The organism is Paenibacillus nitricinens, assembly GCF_052056485.1.
GTDB lineage: Bacteria > Bacillota > Bacilli > Paenibacillales > Paenibacillaceae > Paenibacillus_AQ > Paenibacillus_AQ nitricinens.
In genome coordinates, this window is the sequence record NZ_CP183948.1 from 6,046,737 (window position 1) to 6,068,669 (window position 21,933).

The window sequence follows — 21,933 nt, forward strand, 5'->3', positions numbered from 1 at the left end:
ACTTATTTGAAGCCAGAAGCCAATGTTATTCTTTGACGCCACCAAGCGCTACGCCGGCGATAATATATCTGGATAACAAGAAGTAAACCACAAAGAGCGGTAAAGCCGTCAAAGCCAGACCCATATAGATCGAGCCGAACTCCGTTTTGTAGATATCACCTCGGAGCAAGCTGACCATGATTGGCATAGTATATTTCTCCTTCTGTGTCAGCAATATCAGCGGCATGAACAGGTTGTTCCAGTTAGCCACAAAGGCAAAAATGGCCTGTGTTGCAACTGCCGGCATCATCAGCGGTAAGATAATCCGGTTGAAAGTGAAGAATTCACCTGACCCATCTACGCGCGCAGCTTCCACGATCTCTATCGACAGAGTTGCGAGCAAGTATTGGCGCATGAAGAACACCACCGCCGGTGCAGCAATTGCTGGTAGAATCAGCGGGAGAAAATTATTGGTCCAATGTAATTTATACATGAACTGATAGAATCCGATGGCGCTTGCCTGGGAAGGAATCATCATCACGCACATGATGAAGGTAAAGAATGGCCCCCGTAGCTTCCAGCTGTAAGTCACCAGCCCATAGGCCGCCAAAGACGAGAAATAGACCGTGCAGAGGGTTGCAGAACTGGCGATAATGAATGAATTCATGAAACCTTGAAGCGGATCAAAGCTCTTGTCGAGCAGTACTCGCAGATTGCTCATCATGTGGCTCGAAGGAAGCAGTGAAAGACCGCCTTGGATTTCCGGTGTAGAGCGCGTGGCATTTACAAACATGATCCAAAACGGCAGGATACTGAGCACCGCCAAAGAGATGCAAACCACATAGATAATCGTCTTGTTGATCTTTCGGTTAACGGTCCCGCTTTTCTGATTATTTGCCATGTGTTACGCCTCCCTCACGGGCTGCTGCTGCAGCTTTTCTGTACTTTTGTTTTTGTATTTTTTTAAGTCTTGATGCATCGCGGTCACGCATCACGTAGAACAGAATTCCAGCCAATATTGCTGAAATCAAGAACATGATCATGCTCGCTGCTGCAGCACGATTGTACATATAGCTGCCCTTGAATGCTTGCCCGTAGATAAACATAGACGTGGTAAGCGTAGAATCGTCCGGACCGCCTGCAAGAAATAATTGCGGAATATCGAACATGGTCAAACCGCCCACCATCGATGTAATCAGTGTGAACAGCAATATCGTACGCAGACTCGGCAGTGTGATTCGGAAGAAGGTTTGAAAACCATTCGCCCCGTCAATCGCTGCGGACTCGAAGAGGGCAGGATTTATACCCATAACGCCAGCGATCAGGACGATCATGGTGTTGCCGTACCACATCCAAAACTGGATGAACGCGACAATGCCCCGTGCTGTCGTCTTATCCTGCAGGAAGAACACCGGAGCGTCTGTCCATCCCAACATTTGAAACAAACTGTTTACAGGACCCATCGGGTAGGCGAATAAAGTGCTGAACAACACGGCAATCGTACTAGCAGTAATGATATTAGGCATATAGAGCAGAACCTTGAACAAGCCTTGTCCCTTTATGTTTAGACGCTTATTCGTGAACCATGCAGTTAGCAAGAGCGCGAGAAGCATCTGAGGAACGAAGTTAGTAATCCAGAGTAAGCCGGTGTTGAATAAGGACTTCCGGAACGAGGGATTATCAAAGAGAAGATCTTTGAAGTTCTGAAAAGGATTATCAAGGATATGGATCGGTTTGGGTATGATTCCTTTCATATCGGTGAATCCAATAACTGCGGTATATAAAATGGGATACAGTGAAAAAATCAGAAATGCAAGAACAAATGGAAAGGTAAAAATATAACCGTATTTCGCATAGTTCACATTTTTGCGGCGCATGCTCTCACCTCTTTAGTTGATATGAAGGGGCGGGATTACTCCCCCGCCCCTCCGAATCCTTCTTATTCGCTTTCAATGCCAAGTTGGTCTTTGACTTGTTGCTTAAAGGTTTCGATCGCTTTGGCACGGTCCTTATTGCCTGCGGTGTATTCGCGTACTTGATCACGCCAGAGCTTATTAATTGTTTCGTCGTACTGGGTCAAGTTCTTACCTGAAGCGTTAGCATTGGCCGGTACAAACACGTCGAACATGTTCTGGCCGCCGAGCAGCGGAACTTCGCCATTTGATTTGGACATGACAACGGAGGATGCAACGCTATCCTTCGTTCCTTGCTCGCCTTCCTTCATAGTACCGTTAGCCCAGTAATATTGAAGTCCCGTTTCAGAGGTATCGAGTGTAACCCACTTCACAAAGTCCGCAACAGCCTGTTTCTTAGCATCGTCCTTGGTCACGTCTTTGTTGGCAAGCAGCCAAGTACCGCCCCAGAAGAAACCTGTTGTTGGTTCGGATACAGCCCAGTCGCCATTCGTGTCTTTTACTTGACCGTTCATCACATAGTTGATGAGCCAAGCAGGACCGAAGAATCCGAAGATCGGTTGAGCGCCGGCACCGGACATATCCGCATACCATGCTTCCGTCCAGTCTGTCGTATCATTGTGATAACCATTGTCTTTCAGCTTTTTAGAAAGATCCAGGAACTCTTCACGCTTTGGATCGATATGAAGCTTGCCATCAACAATCCAGCCCTTGTCAGAACTATTCTCGATCGGGTGCCAGATATCGCCGTCGCCAGAAACGATGCCGTATCCTTTAGCTTTCAGCTTCGCGGCTGCATCGTAGAATTTATCCCAGCCTGGTCCAATTTCATTTTTGATGGTGGCTGGATCGTCTGTTCCAAAAACATCCTTCGCAATAGAGCGGCGATAGATAAAGGCACCGCCAGTTGCTTGATAGCCGAGGGCTTTTAATTTTCCATCTAAACTGCCGATATCAACCGAGTATTGCGCGATGCCAGCGTCCTTAACCATTTGGTCATCAAGACCCATATCAGAATAGTTGGCTGCATAGCTGGATGCATCGCCTTGGGTATACTTAAGCACGAATGCTGATTCTGCTGCATAAATGTCAGGGGCATCTTTACCTCCCGCTGACAGAGCCTGATCAAGAGCAGGCTGATAAGCGCCGTCAGTGGTAGCGATAACTGTAGTTTTGAACTCTACATTCGCATCAGGATGGGTTTCCATATACTTCTTGGTCATGTTAGGAATCTCGTCCGTAAAGCTCCAGAGATTGATAGTGACTTTCTCACCTGTTCCTTTTGATGGAGCTTCGGTAGCATTTGCTGCTGGTGCAGTCGTTTGACTTGGGCTAGATGAGTTAGAATTTGAGTTCCCACCACATGCTGCGAGAGCAGATGACATCACAAGCAATGTAGAGATCCCCACTAAACTACGTTTCATACTTTTCATATCTTTGCCTCCCCTTTTGTATTATTACTTCGGTTCTTTGTAACCGCATACATAATTATAGATCCTGCAATCCTTAAGCATAAGGACACCCTCTTTAGGAAAACTTCCACTATTTTTAGATTCAGTTCTATAGAGCGCAAAAAAAAGAGACATCAAAGGATCTATCCCTTGACGTCTCCATGATCTGTTGATATTTCTGAACATTACTTATCCGCTTTTAGCGCATCATCCTGTTTCTTGATAAATTCTTCTGGCGTGACGGCTTCACCGAACAATGCCTGAATCTGATTCATGTGTATAGCAGATGCGACTGGCTTCATTTGTGTATCCAGATAAAGAGTTACTTTATTAGCCTTATTTAATTCGTTTAATAGATCAATGAACATTTGCGGTAGCTTGATGGCTGCAGTATCTACTTTGGTAGCCGGGATTACACCTGCATTGACAACAGAATGCTCTCCCCACTTTTGAACGAAAAAGCTCACGAATTCTTTGGCCTCCAGAGCATGCTTCGAATTTTTGGAAACGAACAATCCAGTGCCCGGACCACCGACCCAATCATCCACATTGCCTTTGCCGCCTTCAACTGTCGGGAACTTGAAATAACCGATGTTGACTTTAAATTCTTGGGCTATATTCGTAGTGGTCGTGAAATCTGGCAGCTCCCAAGTCCCTGTAACGAACATGGCTGACTTTCCGTTCATGAACTGTACCTTGGCTTCATCATTGGATAATCCGTTGTAGCCTTTGATGAATGTGTTCAGGTTTACCAGCTCTTGCACTTGTCTTGCAGCCTCTAGCAAGGAAGGATCTGTGAAGTCCTGATCCGCAACAGCTTTATCCATCAGGTTAGGTCCCCCAATACGATCAGCTAGATACATGTACCAGAAGGAAGCCGGCCAACCGTCTTTACCGCCAAGAGTAACAGGTGTTATGCCATTGTTATTCAGTGTTCGAATGATCGCTTTGAGATCATCCAAGGTTTGGGGAGGCTGCAGATTGAATTCTGAAAATATTTCCTTATTATAATAGACCGGGACTATGTTTAGTTCGACAGGAAGGGCATACGTCTTCCCATCAAAGGAGTACCCCTCCGTCGTACCAGCTACGAATTTTCCTTTCAACTCATTCTGTAAAAGATCGTCCACGGCTGCAAACTTATCTCCCCTAACATAAGGATCCATAAAGCCTGCTGCCCAGGTGAATCCGATATCCGGTAGATCGTTGGAAGCGGCAAGTACCTTCAGTTTGCTTTTATACTGCTCATTTTCAAGCACTTCCGTCTTGATGGTGATATTCGGATTAGCTTCTTCAAATTCTCTGATGATTTCTTTTACCATTTTATTTTGCGCGGAGTTATTGCTATCCGGCCATAGATGCATCATTTTCAAAGTGATTTTCTCGCCGTCGCTCTTGCTGCTATTCCCCTTAGCCCCATTGCAACCTGTTGTTATCAACAACAATGTTAAGAAAAGGGTAATGGATAATCCGATCCTCTTCGTAGATATCCCCCCTTGCCGAGCCGCTATTGGATATTCGCTTCTATACCATTCCTCATGGAAGATCGATACTGCCCTGGACTCATTCTTTCGTATTCCTTGAACAGCTTGTTGAAATATTTAACCGTCTGGTAACCTGTAAGGCTGGCAATTTCCGCTATAGGCAGATTGGTTTTCAGCAGTAATTCCTTCGCTTTCTGCAATTTTCTGCGGGCGACGTATTCGCTGAAATTCATCTGGCATTGTTCCTTGAAAAGAGAACTAAAATAGCTCCCGTTCAGATGAACAAGTCCGGCTACTTCCTGCAGGCTGATCGCCTCTTCTATATGCATTTCCACATAGTCAATCGCCTGACGGACCGGATCGCTTAATGCGGCATCTTCATCTCTTATGGCCATTAATTGTGGATCGGCCATCTTCCGCATGAAGCCGATATGTTCCTGCTCTTCCCCTGCCTTCAGGGCATTCTCCACAGATGTGATTAGCTTTTCCCGGCTGGCTGGCTTGAGTAAATATTCAACTACGGACAACTGAATCGCTTGCTGAGCATACTCGAACTCGGCATGACCGGAGATGAGAATAACAGATGGCTGACGCTGTATTTTTTTATCCCTTATTTGGCTAACTAAAGAAAGACCACTGATTCCAGGCATGCGGATATCCGATATCATGAGTTCGACCGGTATTTCCTCCAGAATTTCCATCGCCGAGATCCCATTGCTTGCCGTAAGGATTTCATAATGACCGGCTGCCCACACCTCTAGTATTTTCTTCATTCCTTCTCTAGATCTCGGTTCATCGTCGACAATAAGAATTGTTCGGCTTCTCATGGCATTTTGTCTCCTCGAACAGGAATTTTGATGTTTATACGGGTGCCTTGCCCCTTTTGGCTATCGATGGTCATAGCCGCACCCTGCTCATTCTCTCTCGAAAAAAATAGTTGAAGCCTTCTATGCACATTAGCGATTCCGACGCCGGAATCTTTTGAAGAAGATACCTTTCCGCTATCCAGCCCTTCCACAAGAGAGCGCAGCATCTCCTCGTCCATTCCCATCCCGTCATCTTCCACCGTAATGGTGACCCATTCTTCATCTCCAGCAACCGTTAGCTTTATCCATCCCGGTTCAATCTTGCTCTCGACCCCATGCAATACGGCATTCTCTACAAGGGGCTGCAGCAATAGTCGGGGTAACTCCACATTCGAAAATTCAGAAGGAGCCTCAATTTCCCACTCCAAGCGATCTTCAAATCGCATCTTCATAATAAGCAAATATCGCTTTACATGCTCCAGCTCATCCTGTAACTTCACCCATCCCCCTTTACTCGAGCCGGTGATCGTATAGCGGAATAAATCAGACATGGCGACAACATACTCCGCCAGTTGATCTTCATCCCTATCCAGCAGCGACCAGTACAGAACATCTAGGGTATTAAACAAAAAATGCGGATTAATTTGCGCTTGAAGTGCCTTCAACTCCGTATGACTCCGGGATAACTCCTTCTCATAAACCAACTGGATCAGTTCGTTGATATTATCAACCATTTTGTTATAGGAATAATTTAGTTCCTGAATTTCCATAGTGGACGATACGTTTTCGATAGGCTTCAGAATGCCTAGACGGGTACTTCTCATAGCTTTGATCAATCTGAACACAGGTCTGGTAATAAGTATAGATAGGAAAAACGAAAGCAAGGTGAACAGTAAGGTACCCATCAAAGCCGATACAACAATGGTCGTCCGCAAGACCGATATCCCCTTGGTGATGACGTTAACCGGGGTTAAGATGAGCAGCGTCCATCCTGTCACGGAAGACCGCTGTTTGACAACGATAAAGGACTGCTTGCCGATGGAAGCAATTTGTTCGTCGGATTCTTCTACCAGCTTTGCTGCTGTCTTTTGTGAAATCGTGTCATCATTGGACGTGATGAACTGGCCATCTGGAGCGAGGAGCAGCACCGTTTCCCCGTCCCCCTCCCCGGATAGGGAGTCTTTAAGCGCAAACTTGTCACGGTCTGAACGAATGAGTAAATACCCTCCAGTTGTGAAATGCCGATCAATAAGACTGATCTGTCGAATCGCTACAAGCGATGTAGAATCGAGCGGATCAATACCGAACCAAACGAGACTGCCATCCTTTCTCGTCGCCATTTCAATCCAATCCTCGGGTACCTTATCTCTAAGGGTGCTGCCGTCAAGAGGATACAGCCTCACTCCGTCTTTATTATAAAGCTCAACAGATTTGATGCCGTCCGTGTAGATTTGGACCAGATTGATAATAGATGGCAGGGCTTGCCGTTCCGTAAAGGTAGCGGGATGACCCTCTATATCGCGTAAAAGGAGTTGCTGGATATAATCGTTAGTAGATACCAGTGTCGTCAAAGAATTGATCTGCTCGAGAACGCTTTCTAAACGTCCGTTAGCTTGAATCGCAGTCTGTTGAATATGCTTCTCCGCATTGTTCTTGAGTAGCGTCGAGACTGAATGGAACGTAATCCCTCCAACGAACGTCAGAATGATGAGCATGACGGCGAGGAAACCGAGCAACATTTGATTTCGCAGCGTATTTAGCTTTAACATCGACAGTATCCGCCGCATGCAATTTCTTCCCCTCTTTGTCATGTGAGCATGAGATGATCGCCCCTAACCGCTAAAAGTAAGGGCTTTCAACCTTTTCAGTCATTATATTAGCATGTTTGCTAATGATCCGCTAAGAAAGAATTATGGATTCGACAAAAAGAACTGATATTTTCGCACCCAATAACGACTAGCAAGCATATTAATCCCATTTCCAGTAACCCTTTATATAAGAATGTCTTACTCCTAATTAAAAAAATCCCGATGATGTATTCATCATCGAGGCTAACTACTTTTTTTATATTTTATTTTCGCCAAAAAGTTGAACAATCTGCCTTGTCCATAATGTTAAACTCGATCATTTTCTCAAGTAATGAGAAATCAACCGGGCTATCCCACCGGATCCGTAACAACTGCTTGGTGTGATCATAGCCTGCCTGTACAATTTCATCAGAGAAATGATTAATCCCTGCGATTTCAGGCGCAACAGCCATATGTTGTTTGGATACGCTAAAGCCAATAATATAGGTGTCGTGATCGGTGAACATAGGCTGATTCCACGCAATTTTTGGTTTTAAATCTGTGAATTTCTTAGTTACCCAAGCCAACACCTCTTCCATTCGCTCCCGATGCTGTGGGTTATCAATTTGCGCTAAATAGTCTGCAAAAACCTCCATGTCGATCACTCCTAACCTCAGAATCGCCTTTTGTTCAGGCGCAGCTACAAAAAAACACCCCGTTAGATAATCATATCTAACGGGGTGTTAGGGTGCAACTTTTTATAATGTTACGATTTGTCAGGTGAAATAAATGTCATGAACTGATTTTGTTGATTTTATTGGACTTTTAGAGGCATATGATAAAACTAAAAAAAAGAAAGTCGTGAACCACCAGGAATTACCATGAAAAGAATGTCGTGAACCACTATCTATACTTTCATGAGTTGATCTCAACTGCAATGTTTGTTTGAGGTTTGGTCGTTATGTTTAAGCTATTTCCATTAAAAGGATTGTGTAACCTGTAATAAAAAACACATTCCGCCATTAGGCATAAAATGTGTTTGATTTCGGTCTTAAACCGTATTTTAAATTTTGAACTTACTCACAAAGAAGAAACAATCGAATACTTCAATGACATCCCGGGGCTTAGCCTGCTCGAGAACCAAATGAATATTCGCGCTGTCTTCACCTAATCGATTAATAATTGGTGTGCACAGCATTCTCCTTTATTCCAATTGATTTACAATTGTCCACTACTTACCCTTATCCTTACCTATCATCACAAATGTGTACATAGATTAGGTGAGCTTAAAGAAGAAATGAATTAATACTTGAATTTATTATACCTTCTTAGGTAGGAGAAATAAAGAATAAATAAATGCAATGATCTTAGGCTAAATTAATATTTCAAATCCTCTATCTCAATGAGGTAGTACACTCCAGTTAAATATAAACATGCTGCCTTTAACGTGGCAATCAGGTTAGTTTATGGTAACGTGCAGATTTGTTTCGGATCAATATGGTATCCAATCGGCTGGATAGTGTCCCAACTATTCGGGAATCCTCTATGGCTTATCCCTACAATATTTTCCATATTGCCGACCATTTCCTTTGACGAATTCACACCGAAAAAATCTTTCACCTTAAAAAAGTGGCGCATAGATATAAGCCTTTCAAGCAGTTCGACTTTCTGGTCTGAAGAATAGGGATATAACCGTGGGAACCAGTAATTTTGCTGATCATTCATTAATGAGAAGTAATACATAAGTAAATCCGTATTCACGATTTTTTGCTTGGGGTATCTCTTAATCGTAGCCCTTTGTACCATCATTTCAGCGAAGATGCTAACCCGGTCAAGATTTAATCTTTCTCGACGAACTTCCTCGATTGATGGTAAATAAAAGTTAAATACTCTGAAATCCCCATGTTTAAGTTCTGAATGAAAACGAACCTTAATAAAATATTCCGCACTTAATAATTCATTAGCCGCTTTAAATTGAGTATGCTCCAAAAAGATCATAATAGAATAAATGAATAATTCGTGGATAAAAAACTTATAGTGATCCCACTGAATTTTTGTATATGATGTCAGGTGCTCAGGAGGTTGAGTATAAGCAGTAATCCGTTCGAAGAAATCGATAAATGAATCAATATCTACTTGTTCTTGAATTGAACACTGTTTTTCTACAAACTTTACGTAGTCGTCTCGAAGAGCCAGCATATCATTAATATGGTTTACAATCAGCTCGTCGTAAAGAGCTCCTTGCTCAAAACGTTCAATCTGAAATTGGTCTAATCCTTCAAAAACAGCGTCAAAAAAGCTATTCGATAAACTCTTTAATCTTGAAGGTTGGCGGATGGCAGCGTCATTAATTTGCTTAAGCAGATTCGTTGTTTTGAAGTGTGTGGGGGCATCTTCGTATAAAAAAGCTGGCACGGCACCAAGAGCTGGTTTCCGGTATTGTGGCCGGTTATGTAAATTGCGTAGCAGTTCTTCATACCCCGTCTCAAACGTCTCTTCGTTTGACAAATCAATGTACTTTCTCGATTTCATAAGAGTAGGAATATACGTTTCTCCGTTCTCTCCTCTTTCTGAAACGATCGGTATGAACTTCTCCTGCCCAGCGCGGGAATATATTTCAGCTGAAATGATTTGTGTTTCCGTTCCTGCGCCACCGCGTCGATCGTTGGCCTTTTCTTCATAGCCTTTATCACATATTACTAACACTTTACCGATATCAGGCGAGTTAACCATACTTTCCATAAATGCATAGACATCATGCCCTTCTTTTAAATCCCATTTATCTAATACTACATCAACTCCATTTTCTCTCAGTCTGGAAGCTAAAGATAATACCCACTCTTCATGTACAAGAGTTGTCCAGCTATAAGAAATAAAGACTTTCGGAATCGGGATTTGTGGATTACTCATAATACCTCCGTATGCTATGTATTGGTAAACTCAGCCCATAAGATTATTCTCAAAAATAATTAAAAACTAGACTCTTCAATATTATCGATATGCATCTCATCATCCGAACTAACTTTAGAAGCTGATAATTTATCAACTCTAGCATCAATACAAAAATACTCAATAAGCACACCATACTTTATGGACATCTCGTTTGCTTTCTTTCGATAATAGTCACTTTTATTATATGAGCTATCTTCTAAACAAACTATTGAATAAATCCCATAATCGACTTCTGTCACATGCTGATAAAGTGGTAATTGATATTCTAACCCTTTATTTAAGTTACTATTTGTATCCATCTTAAACTCTATTACAACTTTATATTTTTTCCCACAGCTAATCTTAAAATCAAGGCTTCCTCTTCCAGTGTCTACTTCAGGAGAAATATCGAGATCAAAACCTTTTAAGTAAATTTCTAAATAAAAACCAAATAAAATTTGAAACTCCTTTTCGCTAAAACTCTTATTTTTCCCATTTATCAATTTATGCAATTTCTTATTCCGCACATAATGAGAAAACTTATTCATTGTTCCCCTAATAACTTCAATGAACTCCTCTTTTGAATCGAAGTTAACATAATTGGCATTTGAGATGGGGCTATTTATCGCTTTATTTTCATTATCTTTTTTTATTTGGTTATATTTCTTTCTAATATCATAAGGCATCAATTCTACATAAAGATCTAAATCAACATGAAAAATCTTCTCGAAGTTGACTGGATTAATCACATAGTGTTGAAACAGTAAGCCAACATCTAAAAAATCAACATCTTCAAAAATCAGACCAATGATATCATTAATATTACTTAATGTATTAATCACTTCAAGCTGCTCTTCCGACAATTGATTTCCATAAGCTGCCAGGAACTTATTTTGCACAAAAGTAAAGATATTGTTTTTTTCTTCCAGTTCAAACGCTTCATCCATGTAAGTCAGAATATGATAAATTATATATTCATCCAACGGTAAAATATCGTGGTAAAAGTCATCTATTATATTTCCATTTAATTGTTCTAATCTTTCTAAACAATATTCTGGTTTGCCTCTTAAATGATTTGGAAATGCCTCAGCATAAATATCCTCAAATTCAAGGTTGTTAGCAAACTCAATAAACATTTCAAAAAATTCTTTTAAGACTTGGTTTATATATTTGATTATATAGCTATGATCTTCGTGAAAATTAATCAATTTTTTCTCCCCCCTCATATTTCAAAAAATGAAACCATTCATTTCTTTTTAAAGTCTTCCAAAAATACATATTTAGAAACAGTAATCTCACTTTGACATTCCGGGCAATCAAAACTCCAACCATATCTGTACCCTTCAAATTGCGTACTATGTAAATCAATTGGAACAAGCTTTTCACATTCCAAACAAATAAAATTAAGTAACGCTATTGTTTCGCTATTAAAATAATCGCTAGGACTCACTGTGCCTAACATATCATATAATTTGAAGACAATTAATGCATTATTGTATATTTTAGTAGGCTCTTCAATTTTTCTAATACATTGCTCATACAATTTAAGAACTATATTGTATATATAAAATAATAGATGCGGAACTTGTTTGTAGTAATAGTCAATAAATTCTCTGTGTATTTCTTCATCTAGAAATACAAAATTAAATTCGTCACTTCTATTATGCTTTCTTGTTGTAACTAAATGATTCGCTTTATCCCATACTTTTTGCAAACTATTCCCTGCATCTTTGTTATATCTTAAATCATAGTATAAATCTTCGTTAATTATCTTATAGAGGTCCTTATTATCAACTCTATCCATAGCATTTTTTATAATACTGAGCTTCTTTTCAGCACTAACACGCTCAATCGCATATTTTTCTATATCTGCCTTTCTCACTAATTCTACAAACTCTTTGGAATCTCCAAGTAGCCATTCTAAATATAATAGATTGTCCCGCATTGGTTTTCGTAGTAAAGCTAGTGAAACTGTAATTTTCCCCTTCTCTATTGTATTAAGAGATTCGTAAATAAAGTTCATCATGTCAGCAAGAATTGCGTGAAATATTCTCTTCCCAAAAATCTCATTAGCTTCATCTTCGTATCCATTATTATAAAGCCATTCAAAAATATCGCTCGCTTCTTCAAATTTCTTCGCATGAGAAGAGTCCCTGAATGTTATATTAGTATTCATCTTGTTATCATCCAAACAGTCGTGAAATAAACTCAAGATAATATCATGAATATACCAACAAAATGTTTGATACTTCCAATATTCCTCAGGTAAACCTTTATAATCTCTGCTTATATATTCATTCATTTGACCACAACCTTTATATTTATAAAGTTAACTTTCTATAGAAATGCTATGAATTTTCAAGTTCTTTCAGTCGTTCCTCTTCTTTAATTTCTTTCACTTCATTTTCCAAAATCTCTTCGGTTATCCCCAGTTTTTCTAATATTTCTTTAGAATAGATAACAAGCTGAGAATCCAAAGTCCTCACTCGCTCAACAAATTCTTTGCATTCAATAATTAATTGATCTCTACCATTTCGTGTAAATGTTAAGTTTATCTTTTCTTTAAAGAAATCATGAACTATGAAGTTTCTCAGTTTTAGTATTTCCTTCAGTTCATTTAATTCCTCAGGCTTGATTGGATACAATTGTTTAATTTCGTTTATTAGCTGCCCCATCGTATTTGAGAACTTCCGTTCATAAAGAGCATCAAAATCACCTTCAGTTGGCAAAAGTCCTTGAGAACGCTTTAGTAGAACAATCATATTGACTAATTGATGTTCTAACACTTGTGAGTAGAAAACAGCTAAACCAAAATAGGCATAACTTTCTTTGCTATGTTCGTTTTCATCGTAGATCTCGTGAAGCAACTCAATTCACCTACCATCTTGAATTTCAAATATGGCTTTTCTGCTCTACAATCCTAAACTATATCCTACCAATTATACCATTTTGTTTTGTTAGAAGCTGTATACAATAATGCTGAAAAAGGAAGTAAGTATCCGAATTCCATGAACTGCTTGCCTTAGACTTAAACGAAAATGGCTTCACCTTTATTAAGGCGAAGCCACTAATATTCCTATACAGAACACAATCATAGCTCACATAGATATTCTCATAAAAGAATTTAGTTTTTGAGTCGTTCTTTACCAGTAATCCAGATCGCCTTGTATTATGCTCAATTCATAAGATAGCTTCTCTTGTAATTCTAGTGATATATCTCTATAAGACCTTCGATATGACTGAATAATCTCTAGTGTGACTATTTTATAATTATAATGAGTTGTCAGTTGCCTAACTAATGCTGGTAAGTGGCGGATTTGATACTGTTCTTTAGTTTCAACAACTTCCTCTAATGTTTTACGTGTCCTCGGCAAAAATTTGCTATAATTCTTGATCCGACCACTTTCCGTTTTTGATAAAGCATTTAAAATAGAATATGTGCCAACTCTCGTAGACGGGTTTGTCTCTGTTAATGCCGCTGCAACTTCCTTTACTCGTTTAGATATTGCTTCATCAACTTTCTCCCACTTAAAGTTAGTTGTTGACCTTGATTCTGGGAGCCGTTTTTCTAACCATTCTGTATCAAACTTTTTAAGCCATTGATAAGGCCCTGAACATCTGGCACATATTTCATTTCTACTAAGATTCGGCTCATTTTTCATGACCTTCTCTATTCTAGCGCGATAAGCATTTCTTTTTGCGAGATGCTTGGGCTCGAAAGTAGTGCAATTCTCGATGTTTACAGTTTGTTTTTTTATTATTTTTTTAAGTGTATTCTCCGAGCAGTAAAGTTCTCTCGCTATCTCATTAATTGGACAACCATTTCGAAAGAACTCTATAACTTTTTTTCTTTTTTCAGCTGATGAGTATAGATTAAGTTTTTTAATATTTACTTGGTTCTTCCAGCTCCAAAACTTCCTATACTCCGTATCGCAAGTCGGACACTTAAATATGCCTGATACACCTCTATGCTTATTGTCAACCCGTCTAATTTGCTTAATAACTAACTCCCTATAATCTGGACAATACTTGTTCTCACAATACCACGGTCCACAACCAAAGGGGATTTGCAAAGCATATGGATTAGACCTAGAAATGAATTTAGAAAACGACCCGCCTATAAACCGAAACAACAAAAGCATTATCGATAGATTGATACAAGTAATTGAATCTTTCCAAAGCACTCTTTCAAAGGTATTTCTTTGCATAATATATTCTTCAGTTAGTCCCATACTTAATAGTTGGTCTAATGAATAATACTTGAGAAAATCAGACACTAAAAGTTTCCGACGAATCTTAACGTTAGAGGAAATATATCCTTTATAGAAAAGGTGCTCCACCAGTCGTTGTCGTATGAAACTCAGTGATAACTTATCTTTTTGGAAAACTATTGCTTCAAGATCCTCTATTATTTGATCTTGCATTACACTCTCTGACGAAACTTTTTGCAATTCCACTCGGTGGCCGGCGCTACATTCCCCTTTAATTCCACCATATCCAAGCTTGCAACCGCACCTACACTCGCTGACCAACAATATATTATGCTTATTACACTTGTGAATAAATGCAAATTGATGTTCGCGGTGGATGTATCCTGAACCGTATTCCGAATCATCCTCTTCAAGGCATAGTGGGCAATACTTAATATCAACATCTATACATCTACCATATTTATTTCCAGCCAACTTTCCGACGGAACTCTCATTTAAATTGCCGCCATTTTTAATCTCATTTATAACCCTATCCTTGTGGCTATCAGGAAGAAAGGGCAGAAACCATGGTAACAAGGTATGATTTTGAATAACAGATTCAAAAGAAAGAAAACCTTGTGGGAGTTTATTTAGTAATAACCCTAAATTTCGTGGAAATATAGTGAATTCCGACTTCGCCCCGAACAACTCGATATTGGTATCTGTTATTTCTTTGTTCATTGCTTGTAAATGGTAGCGATATAAAATACTTCGAAAATCCTCACCTGGAAGTGGGGTTGGAAAGTACGCCAATTGAGTCATGCTCTATACTCCCTTGTTTAATAGTTCATCAAAGACCTTTTTAACAGGCTGACGCAAAGGATTGCTCAATCCCGCAAGCTTTAGCAGGCGCCATCCTGAAATCCCCCCCTCATCATCAATTTTTTCTGCCGCCCACAACAACCTTCGAATTTGATATCCTTGAGTGCTTTCTATAGATTTCTGAACCAGCTCTTTTGTGGCTGGCATCTTATCAAGGCTCTTCTTAAGAATTTTATTTGATAAACCCGTGGTACTGATTGCTCTAGCAATTGAACTGACAGTAATTCTTGATGGCTCATCAGAAGCACGTAGTTTTTCAACAGCATCTTTCACTTCCCTATAAAGAAGCTCATCTCTTTGTCCCCAATCCACTCTAAATACATCATGTTTTTTGGGGGTATTATTTCTCCTCACTTTTTCCACACTAATTTTGCTATGAGCAACACAACGCTTAACACTTAGGGGATTTTTCAATAATTCCGTTTGTCTCTTCACAGTAGCAGGATCAACTCCTAACAAGACTGCCTTTTTACGAAGAGACTTGTCAGTCTCATTAAGCTCCTTCAGCCGTGAAATCCATACTTCCCCAAACACTTTAGTCCTACCAATTTTTAATATGTCAGACGTACCAGTTTCTGCCCTTCTCCGGGAATATACAAACCCACATGAACAACTGAATGTTCCAACAGGCAGCCCAGTCTTAGTGCAACGAGTAATGATGCATTTTTCAATTATTTCTTCTTTATAATGATCCGCAGCCTTGTTCAAACACGGCCAAGGACCTTGTCCAAATGAATTAAATTGCTCAGGTGGTTTTAACATCTCTATAGATTCACCAAGGAACCTGCATAGTAGCAAATGTCTTAGTGGTTGCGTAATCTCACCGCTCCCCCTGATTAGTTTATGTAGCCATGTATCAGATCCTTTAGTAGCAATACCACATTGAAGAAAGTGAAGGAACTGATCGCTGTAAAACTCTCTGAAATCAGCGATCAGCTCTTTACTTCTGACACTATCGCTGGCGGTAAGATATCCCCATTTATAAAGAACATTCTTATAACACGGGGCTTTTCGGTTTGAAGGGGACTGTAATATTGCTGCAGATTTCTCTACGATGTATTGAAGATGTTTCTCCCAAGAGGGGGCAAACACGAAATTATCGATACCACTCTTCTCCACAAGTAAAATTGAATTGAACGCGAATTTATGATCACGTGTTGAAAATATAATATTACTCAGGATCAGTGGGACCTTATGTCTCTCGCAAATAACAACACCAGGAAGTTGATGAGAACGATGCCAGTAAGGTTCTAGTTGTGCAATTTCTTCCCGATAACACTGAGGACAATATTTAAGGTGACTAGGTGACTTGATAAGCCCTGCTAGCAATCCTAAACTTGCATGAACAACTCCTGTTTCAGTGTCATTAGCCATTAACAATTCTATATGTGCACATATTTCATCTTGTAGATAAAGTGAATAATACGGAAATAACGTATGATGTCGGATTAATTGGTCGACCGTGTATTGTCCCCCCAACCGGTTGGCTATCCTGTTAAGATGACTTGGGAGGTCTGCAGTCGCGCAAACCACACGTTCACCAAATAAATCCTCCACTGTTTGTTGTTGTGTTCGATTTCCGGACCGCAGATGATATCTTGATATACCGCTATATAGCAATTCATCTGTATAGAGTGTGGGGAAATGAGCTAGCAATAGAACCACCCTTTCCTAGCTTCTATTGCTAGTTTTTCATTTAGGCACTTCGTTAATATAACCCTTATACGATCAATTTAGAGATATCATCAGATGAAGGTATGCTCCCCATACCTACCAAATTCACGTAAATTTCATCCGCTCCCTTAGTAACTTTCGCTGCGTTTCGCAAATCATCTTCATCAAGGTTAACGGAAGGTTCTCGCATTTTTTTCGTTTTTGATGTTGTTTCATTAGTTTTTTCTATCACACTGCTCATGGTCTCATTTCCTTTCTCTGCTGCAGCAAGCGATGATACCATTTCTACTACTTTTTTTCTCAGATCCACAATATCTTTCTCGGCCTCACTAGACTGCATTAACATCCGCACAATTTCTTCGGCATCCTTAGATGAACCACCAAAATCTATAGCAGTCTTAATCAACTCAATATATATATCTTGGTCATACTCTAGTTTTTCTTCTCTATTAATCTTAGATCTGATTTCCCCTTGCAGATTCACTCTCTCTTCAGATTTTTTAAGAAATTGATCCAACACGTTCCATTCAGGATACAAATCATCCACCAGTGATAGAAGTTCAGGGTCATTTCGACGCAATATCTTCAATAGTGGCTGAACAAGTTGCATATGTTGCTTGGCTACAGATTTCAACAGCCCTACGGTAATTCTCTCACCCTTTGAATCTTCAGCCTCCATTGCTTCCCATTGAGCAAGCATATAAAGCTTAACTGCAATATCCACAATTCCTTGGGACAAATCATACATTGTTTTTTTTATAGAATCTGTCAAGGGCGAAGATTTTGCTGTCCACTGATATTTCCATAATGACTCGATGAAATAGCTCCATTCCTCCCCCTCCGTTAACCGGTCCATAATCAAATCACCTTGCCCGGTACTTCTTCTTGCTTGGCTGAAAGATCCGGATAATAACCGCATAGCCTTAAACGTGCCAATGAGTATTACCGGAACACCAATTGTATTAATTAGCTGTGTGAAATAATTCAGCATTCTCTCGGCTCCACCACTTTTCATGAAACTCAAGTTTTGTATTTCATCAATAACTAGAACTCCAATTCCATGAAGCGTAGCCAAATGTGCCATTATTGGTATGAGTATGTCAACAGATGATCTTGTTGAGGCGAATTTTTGGAAGTAATTCGTTCCTAAATGGGAATCCATGGCCTGAAGGAAATTCAAACATAACCCCTTTAAAGACCCGTCAAAAGGGCAATTTAATTTAAGCCATGCCAGTTGCTTACGAATAAATGGTTGTTCCTTATAAGAAACATGGTGGATCACTTGAGGATACAACAGCAAAGAACTTTCGATTGCAGTCGTTTTACCTTGCCCGCTAACACCAAGAATCGCAAATCCAGCTGCTGTTGATCTTACTCCAGCCAAATTCATTCCTGTGGAATCTACACCTGCTTCAAGGATATTCTTAAACCCTATATTAAATTGCCGAATTGATTCTGCAGCAAATGGGCTCCTTGCCCTATAGCCATGACGAATCAACCTCGATAGTCGCTGTTCTACGAGGAGTTGTGACGGCAATGGCTCCACATAATCAGCTATCTGTTGTACTAGATGTAATCTTACTTGCTTACTAAGTTTTCGCTGTTCATCGTTATAGTCTGGGTATTTTGCAATATTTAAAATCACATGTTGATCTTCAAAAATAGGAGGCAATGCTTCTATAAATGGATTATCCCTATAGGCGGGAATATCCTGGTGTTTATACTTAGCCTCTTCTTGTCGGCCTATCAAGCTTGGAGTATATAAATATTTGGTTTCTTGAATAACTCTCTTACCCATTACTCTGATCCTCCCTTACACTTGCCAACAATCCTAATTTGGATTTAGGCCGATATGTTTCGATAGGGGTTACTTTCTCTTCATATTCCTTTTCACTTTCAGATGATTTGTCGAGCTCATATGATTGAGCCGTACGTATTTTTTGACGCTCATCCGCTCTGTTGGTCTGTATACCAGATTTACGTTCAGTTTTAGTTAGTGAAGTATCTATTTCCTCTGCCATGCGTTGTTTGGCTTTCTCTGCAATTGCCTCAAGCTTTGCGTGCAAGGCAACTTCATCCTGTAACTCTTCAGATCGGTAGATATTACGATTTAGTTTCTCCTGGTAGCGAAGTTCTTTAATCTCTTCAAGTGATAGATTACGGTATCTTGATGACTTATCTAACAAAGCACATTTAATAAAACCCTTACCGTTTTCAATTTTTACATACACAAAATTCATGCACCTTCTGTCATACGCAATTATGGTTTTTATGGACTTTCCTTTAATAAACCACCCCTGGCGTATCAACTCTTCACAGCCATAGTACATCCCTTCATAATAAATCCCTTCTCGACTTGCGGTCACGTTAGCTTCCGGTAAAACATTTAACCGAACAATGTCAGGGGGGGTTTCCTTAAGATAATGATTATGAGCCACCCCCCATTTCCAAAGGTCCCGGGCTACTGGCCTAACTTTATCCAAGGCTTGGGCTTTGTCCAAGGGGTAATGCTCCATGTAATGCGAATTATTTCGGTAAAGAATTTGTTCAATAAACATGGCAGTGAAGTCTTTGAGTGTCAACTTAGCATCCAATACATAGTCTGGGCCGCCTCTTTTTGTATACTCTTTTTTAACTGCTCCCGGCATCCAAGGTTGAAGTGTTAAATTTAGCGTCCTAAACTGCTGCTCAACAATTCCTTTCAAATCTGCACGGTATGGTGGTGCATTTTTTAGTTTGATTCCAAGTGCCTTGCCCAGTGAATCTGCTTGTTTACTCTCCATCTCTCCTCGGTCCGCATAAATGCAATCCGGCATATGGTGAGAGGGCCATTGATCAGACTCTATCGTAACGTCGTACTGTGCACAAAAATCGACTTTTTCAACAACTGTGTTCTCGATAGCCATCATGACACCTTGCCAGGAAGGTCCCTCTAAGCCTACGTAAAACCCGACAATCATATGACTATATACATCCACAACAATATAAACGACTGGTCTGCCAATTATCAGGTTTGGATCATCCAAACTAACCAAATACACGTCAGCTACAGTAGCATCTACCTCAAAGATTTCACCAGGTCCATTTGCTCTTCGAGTCTCTGAGCCCAATAATGGACGAAAATCTCTATTAAAGGTTACTTCCCCTTCTCTATTTATCAATTTTTTCTGTTTGGAATAGTTTGTTCTAATGTGATACCGTAGCTGCGCTATGCTTGGAACTTTGTATTCAGGAGGTATAATTGGAATTTCGACCTTACCTCTAATTTCCACTCCAATTTGATAATGATTTTTTAACATCTGAATATAAGTGTGTTTCACTGAATCCCGTCGATTAATCTTTAAGTAAACATCACGAATGACTTTATCAAATATTTTGCGAGTCCCTTCGCTCACAATTACTCCCTCCATCTCAGGACTAACCGACTTTTTTGTTTCTCTAGTCCTCCCCATTTTCTTAGTTGGATTCTTTTTATGTCCAGGTTTACCGCATTTCCGAAAGCGAGGAAGCAAGGCATTCACCATTTTGCCCCCCGTCCAATAATAGTGAAGATATTTATAATAGAGATTCTTCCCTTTACCGGTATCATCATTTGCCTTCTTAATCATTTGGTACCTTTCGGTTGGGTTAAATATGTTAGGCTCGATTTCAACCATGTCACGAATAACTTCCCAAGCTTGGTCTCTAAGCCCAATCTCCTTAGCGGTGAGTTTTGTATCGGGAACCATGAAATTAGAATAGGGGTCGTATTCACGCTTTGTTAAAGTACCGTTTTCAATTTCCAGCTCCATTGAAGACAGACTCTTTAGCATAGGAAGCCCCTTCTTATCGATGATTGAAATCGTCACAACTAAATCTTTGCTGTGGTCTAGCCAGAGAATTCTTTCACAATCAACTAACTTAACATCTTGATCCCGTCGATCAAAAAGATTATTCACGAACAATTCCATGGGACTCCCCCCCAGTGCAATAATGGTTATGAATTACCTTTAAGGGCATAAGTGTCGGGATGATCCTTTTACTCATATCAACTATCCAAATCCGGTTTGCTACTAAATATCTAACAATGAACATGCTTGTACCTGGTTTCATTTCCTCTTTTCTATCAAACTCTAGAGTTTTCTTCGCCAACGGTTTATCTGATCTTTCGATTTCCTTGAAAAGCACCGGTTCTATTCTATCTACCATTTCATTAGTGATATGAGAATCGTCTAACTGCTTAGCCGAATGTAACCATTCGACATTTTTAACAAGCTCATAATTAATCTGCTCTTCTGTAATAAGCATCCAATCAATACCGATGTCTTTGAAGAATACCCTTTCTATCTCCAATTTTTCCAGAACTCTTTTGTTTAATTTTGATCTTGGCTTAATGGAGTGGGCAACAAACCGGACATCATCATTGTCACGTACGGTTAACAGCATATCGGTCGTCATAACAATAGGATGCTTTGTTTTTGGGTCTATAGGGTGCTTAATGTTCAGCTTGTCAGCAATAAACAGCGTCTTTTCCAGAGGAAGAAGTGGATACTGCTCACGTATATCACAAACTAAAGACGACCATTCCATTTGATAATGATGCGCCAATTCGAAATGTTCGGAAAAGTAGTGATGCAGACGGTTACTTTTCCAACCCATAATTCGAGTTACAACCCCCAAGGATGGAACATCATGAATAGTAAGCCATGGTTTATACTCAGCGAAATGCCCTCTTCCTCTACCTTCTTTTAATCGCTTCTCAATAACTGCCGGAGTAGTCTTTCTGCAACGCTTGCTCATTTCATGCACCTTTTCTTTTTATATTTTTATATTGTGAGAATAATAGTAGTATAGAAA

16 protein-coding genes are annotated in these 21,933 nt (G+C 39.9%); all 16 read right to left on the bottom strand.

The features are described 5' to 3' along the window. Nucleotides 1-25: 25 nt before the first annotated feature. The 16 genes from ACN6KS_RS26890 to ACN6KS_RS26965 all read right to left on the bottom strand — a co-directional run bounded on the left by ACN6KS_RS26890 (nucleotide 26) and on the right by ACN6KS_RS26965 (nucleotide 21,876). On the bottom strand, nucleotides 26-880 hold the full coding sequence (locus ACN6KS_RS26890) for a carbohydrate ABC transporter permease (RefSeq protein ID WP_094871729.1): 855 nt from the start codon (nucleotides 878-880) through the stop codon (nucleotides 26-28). Beyond that, nucleotides 870-1,856, bottom strand: coding sequence for a carbohydrate ABC transporter permease (locus ACN6KS_RS26895; RefSeq protein WP_094876669.1), 987 nt, complete (start codon nucleotides 1,854-1,856; stop codon nucleotides 870-872). The genes ACN6KS_RS26890 and ACN6KS_RS26895 overlap by 11 nt, the downstream gene beginning before the upstream one ends. Nucleotides 1,857-1,918: 62 nt before the next feature. Beyond that, complete coding sequence (locus ACN6KS_RS26900) at nucleotides 1,919-3,325, bottom strand: ABC transporter substrate-binding protein (RefSeq protein ID WP_094871732.1); 1,407 nt, start codon at nucleotides 3,323-3,325, stop codon at nucleotides 1,919-1,921. 203 nt (nucleotides 3,326-3,528) lie between these two features. Then, nucleotides 3,529-4,716 carry an extracellular solute-binding protein gene (locus ACN6KS_RS26905; protein WP_373455891.1) on the bottom strand — a complete coding sequence of 396 codons (1,188 nt, stop codon included), beginning with the start codon at nucleotides 4,714-4,716 and terminating at the stop codon, nucleotides 3,529-3,531. Nucleotides 4,717-4,850: 134 nt separating this feature from the next. Beyond that, nucleotides 4,851-5,654, bottom strand: a complete 804-nt coding sequence (locus ACN6KS_RS26910; protein WP_094871734.1) for a response regulator transcription factor — start codon at nucleotides 5,652-5,654, stop codon at nucleotides 4,851-4,853. Continuing rightward, nucleotides 5,651-7,420, bottom strand: coding sequence for a sensor histidine kinase (locus ACN6KS_RS26915; protein ID WP_256989895.1), 1,770 nt, complete (start codon nucleotides 7,418-7,420; stop codon nucleotides 5,651-5,653). The genes ACN6KS_RS26910 and ACN6KS_RS26915 overlap by 4 nt, the downstream gene beginning before the upstream one ends. Before the next feature lie 284 nt (nucleotides 7,421-7,704). After that, the gene (locus tag ACN6KS_RS26920) at nucleotides 7,705-8,076 is read right to left on the bottom strand and encodes an iron chaperone (RefSeq protein WP_094871735.1); all 372 of its coding nucleotides are present in this window, start codon (nucleotides 8,074-8,076) and stop codon (nucleotides 7,705-7,707) included. Between the two features lie 808 nt (nucleotides 8,077-8,884). Next, entirely contained in the window at nucleotides 8,885-10,330 is a 1,446-nt protein-coding gene (locus ACN6KS_RS26925; protein WP_440960843.1) for an SEFIR domain-containing protein, read from the bottom strand. A 59-nt stretch (nucleotides 10,331-10,389) separates the two neighbouring features. Beyond that, the gene (locus tag ACN6KS_RS26930) at nucleotides 10,390-11,559 is read right to left on the bottom strand and encodes a hypothetical protein (RefSeq protein WP_440960844.1); all 1,170 of its coding nucleotides are present in this window, start codon (nucleotides 11,557-11,559) and stop codon (nucleotides 10,390-10,392) included. 38 nt (nucleotides 11,560-11,597) lie between these two features. Next, nucleotides 11,598-12,653, bottom strand: a complete 1,056-nt coding sequence (locus tag ACN6KS_RS26935) for a hypothetical protein (RefSeq protein ID WP_440960845.1) — start codon at nucleotides 12,651-12,653, stop codon at nucleotides 11,598-11,600. A 46-nt stretch (nucleotides 12,654-12,699) separates the two neighbouring features. Further along, nucleotides 12,700-13,218: a hypothetical protein gene (locus ACN6KS_RS26940; protein ID WP_440960846.1), complete on the bottom strand. Its 519-nt coding sequence runs from the start codon at nucleotides 13,216-13,218 to the stop codon at nucleotides 12,700-12,702. Nucleotides 13,219-13,494: 276 nt separating this feature from the next. Beyond that, nucleotides 13,495-15,363, bottom strand: coding sequence for a TnsD family Tn7-like transposition protein (locus ACN6KS_RS26945; protein ID WP_440960847.1), 1,869 nt, complete (start codon nucleotides 15,361-15,363; stop codon nucleotides 13,495-13,497). A 3-nt stretch (nucleotides 15,364-15,366) separates the two neighbouring features. Then, the gene (locus ACN6KS_RS26950; RefSeq protein WP_440960848.1) at nucleotides 15,367-17,088 is read right to left on the bottom strand and encodes a TnsD family Tn7-like transposition protein; all 1,722 of its coding nucleotides are present in this window, start codon (nucleotides 17,086-17,088) and stop codon (nucleotides 15,367-15,369) included. Between the two features lie 55 nt (nucleotides 17,089-17,143). Continuing rightward, nucleotides 17,144-18,895 carry an ATP-binding protein gene (locus tag ACN6KS_RS26955; RefSeq protein WP_440960849.1) on the bottom strand — a complete coding sequence of 584 codons (1,752 nt, stop codon included), beginning with the start codon at nucleotides 18,893-18,895 and terminating at the stop codon, nucleotides 17,144-17,146. Beyond that, the gene (locus ACN6KS_RS26960) at nucleotides 18,888-21,047 is read right to left on the bottom strand and encodes a hypothetical protein (RefSeq protein ID WP_440960850.1); all 2,160 of its coding nucleotides are present in this window, start codon (nucleotides 21,045-21,047) and stop codon (nucleotides 18,888-18,890) included. Before ACN6KS_RS26960 ends, ACN6KS_RS26955 begins: the two co-directional genes overlap by 8 nt. Continuing rightward, nucleotides 21,028-21,876: a TnsA endonuclease N-terminal domain-containing protein gene (locus ACN6KS_RS26965; protein WP_440960851.1), complete on the bottom strand. Its 849-nt coding sequence runs from the start codon at nucleotides 21,874-21,876 to the stop codon at nucleotides 21,028-21,030. The genes ACN6KS_RS26960 and ACN6KS_RS26965 overlap by 20 nt, the downstream gene beginning before the upstream one ends. Nucleotides 21,877-21,933 lie beyond the last annotated feature (57 nt).

Coding starts and splice junctions, on each gene's coding strand:
- ACN6KS_RS26890 (WP_094871729.1), bottom strand. CDS start 880: ATGGCAAATAATCAGAAAAGCGGGACCGTTAACCGAAAGATCAACAAG.
- ACN6KS_RS26895 (WP_094876669.1), bottom strand. CDS start 1,856: ATGCGCCGCAAAAATGTGAACTATGCGAAATACGGTTATATTTTTACC.
- ACN6KS_RS26900 (WP_094871732.1), bottom strand. CDS start 3,325: ATGAAAAGTATGAAACGTAGTTTAGTGGGGATCTCTACATTGCTTGTG.
- ACN6KS_RS26910 (WP_094871734.1), bottom strand. CDS start 5,654: ATGAGAAGCCGAACAATTCTTATTGTCGACGATGAACCGAGATCTAGA.
- ACN6KS_RS26915 (WP_256989895.1), bottom strand. CDS start 7,420: ATGCGGCGGATACTGTCGATGTTAAAGCTAAATACGCTGCGAAATCAA.
- ACN6KS_RS26920 (WP_094871735.1), bottom strand. CDS start 8,076: ATGGAGGTTTTTGCAGACTATTTAGCGCAAATTGATAACCCACAGCAT.
- ACN6KS_RS26925 (WP_440960843.1), bottom strand. CDS start 10,330: ATGAGTAATCCACAAATCCCGATTCCGAAAGTCTTTATTTCTTATAGC.
- ACN6KS_RS26935 (WP_440960845.1), bottom strand. CDS start 12,653: ATGAATGAATATATAAGCAGAGATTATAAAGGTTTACCTGAGGAATAT.
- ACN6KS_RS26945 (WP_440960847.1), bottom strand. CDS start 15,363: ATGACTCAATTGGCGTACTTTCCAACCCCACTTCCAGGTGAGGATTTT.
- ACN6KS_RS26955 (WP_440960849.1), bottom strand. CDS start 18,895: ATGGGTAAGAGAGTTATTCAAGAAACCAAATATTTATATACTCCAAGC.
- ACN6KS_RS26960 (WP_440960850.1), bottom strand. CDS start 21,047: ATGGAATTGTTCGTGAATAATCTTTTTGATCGACGGGATCAAGATGTT.
- ACN6KS_RS26965 (WP_440960851.1), bottom strand. CDS start 21,876: ATGAGCAAGCGTTGCAGAAAGACTACTCCGGCAGTTATTGAGAAGCGA.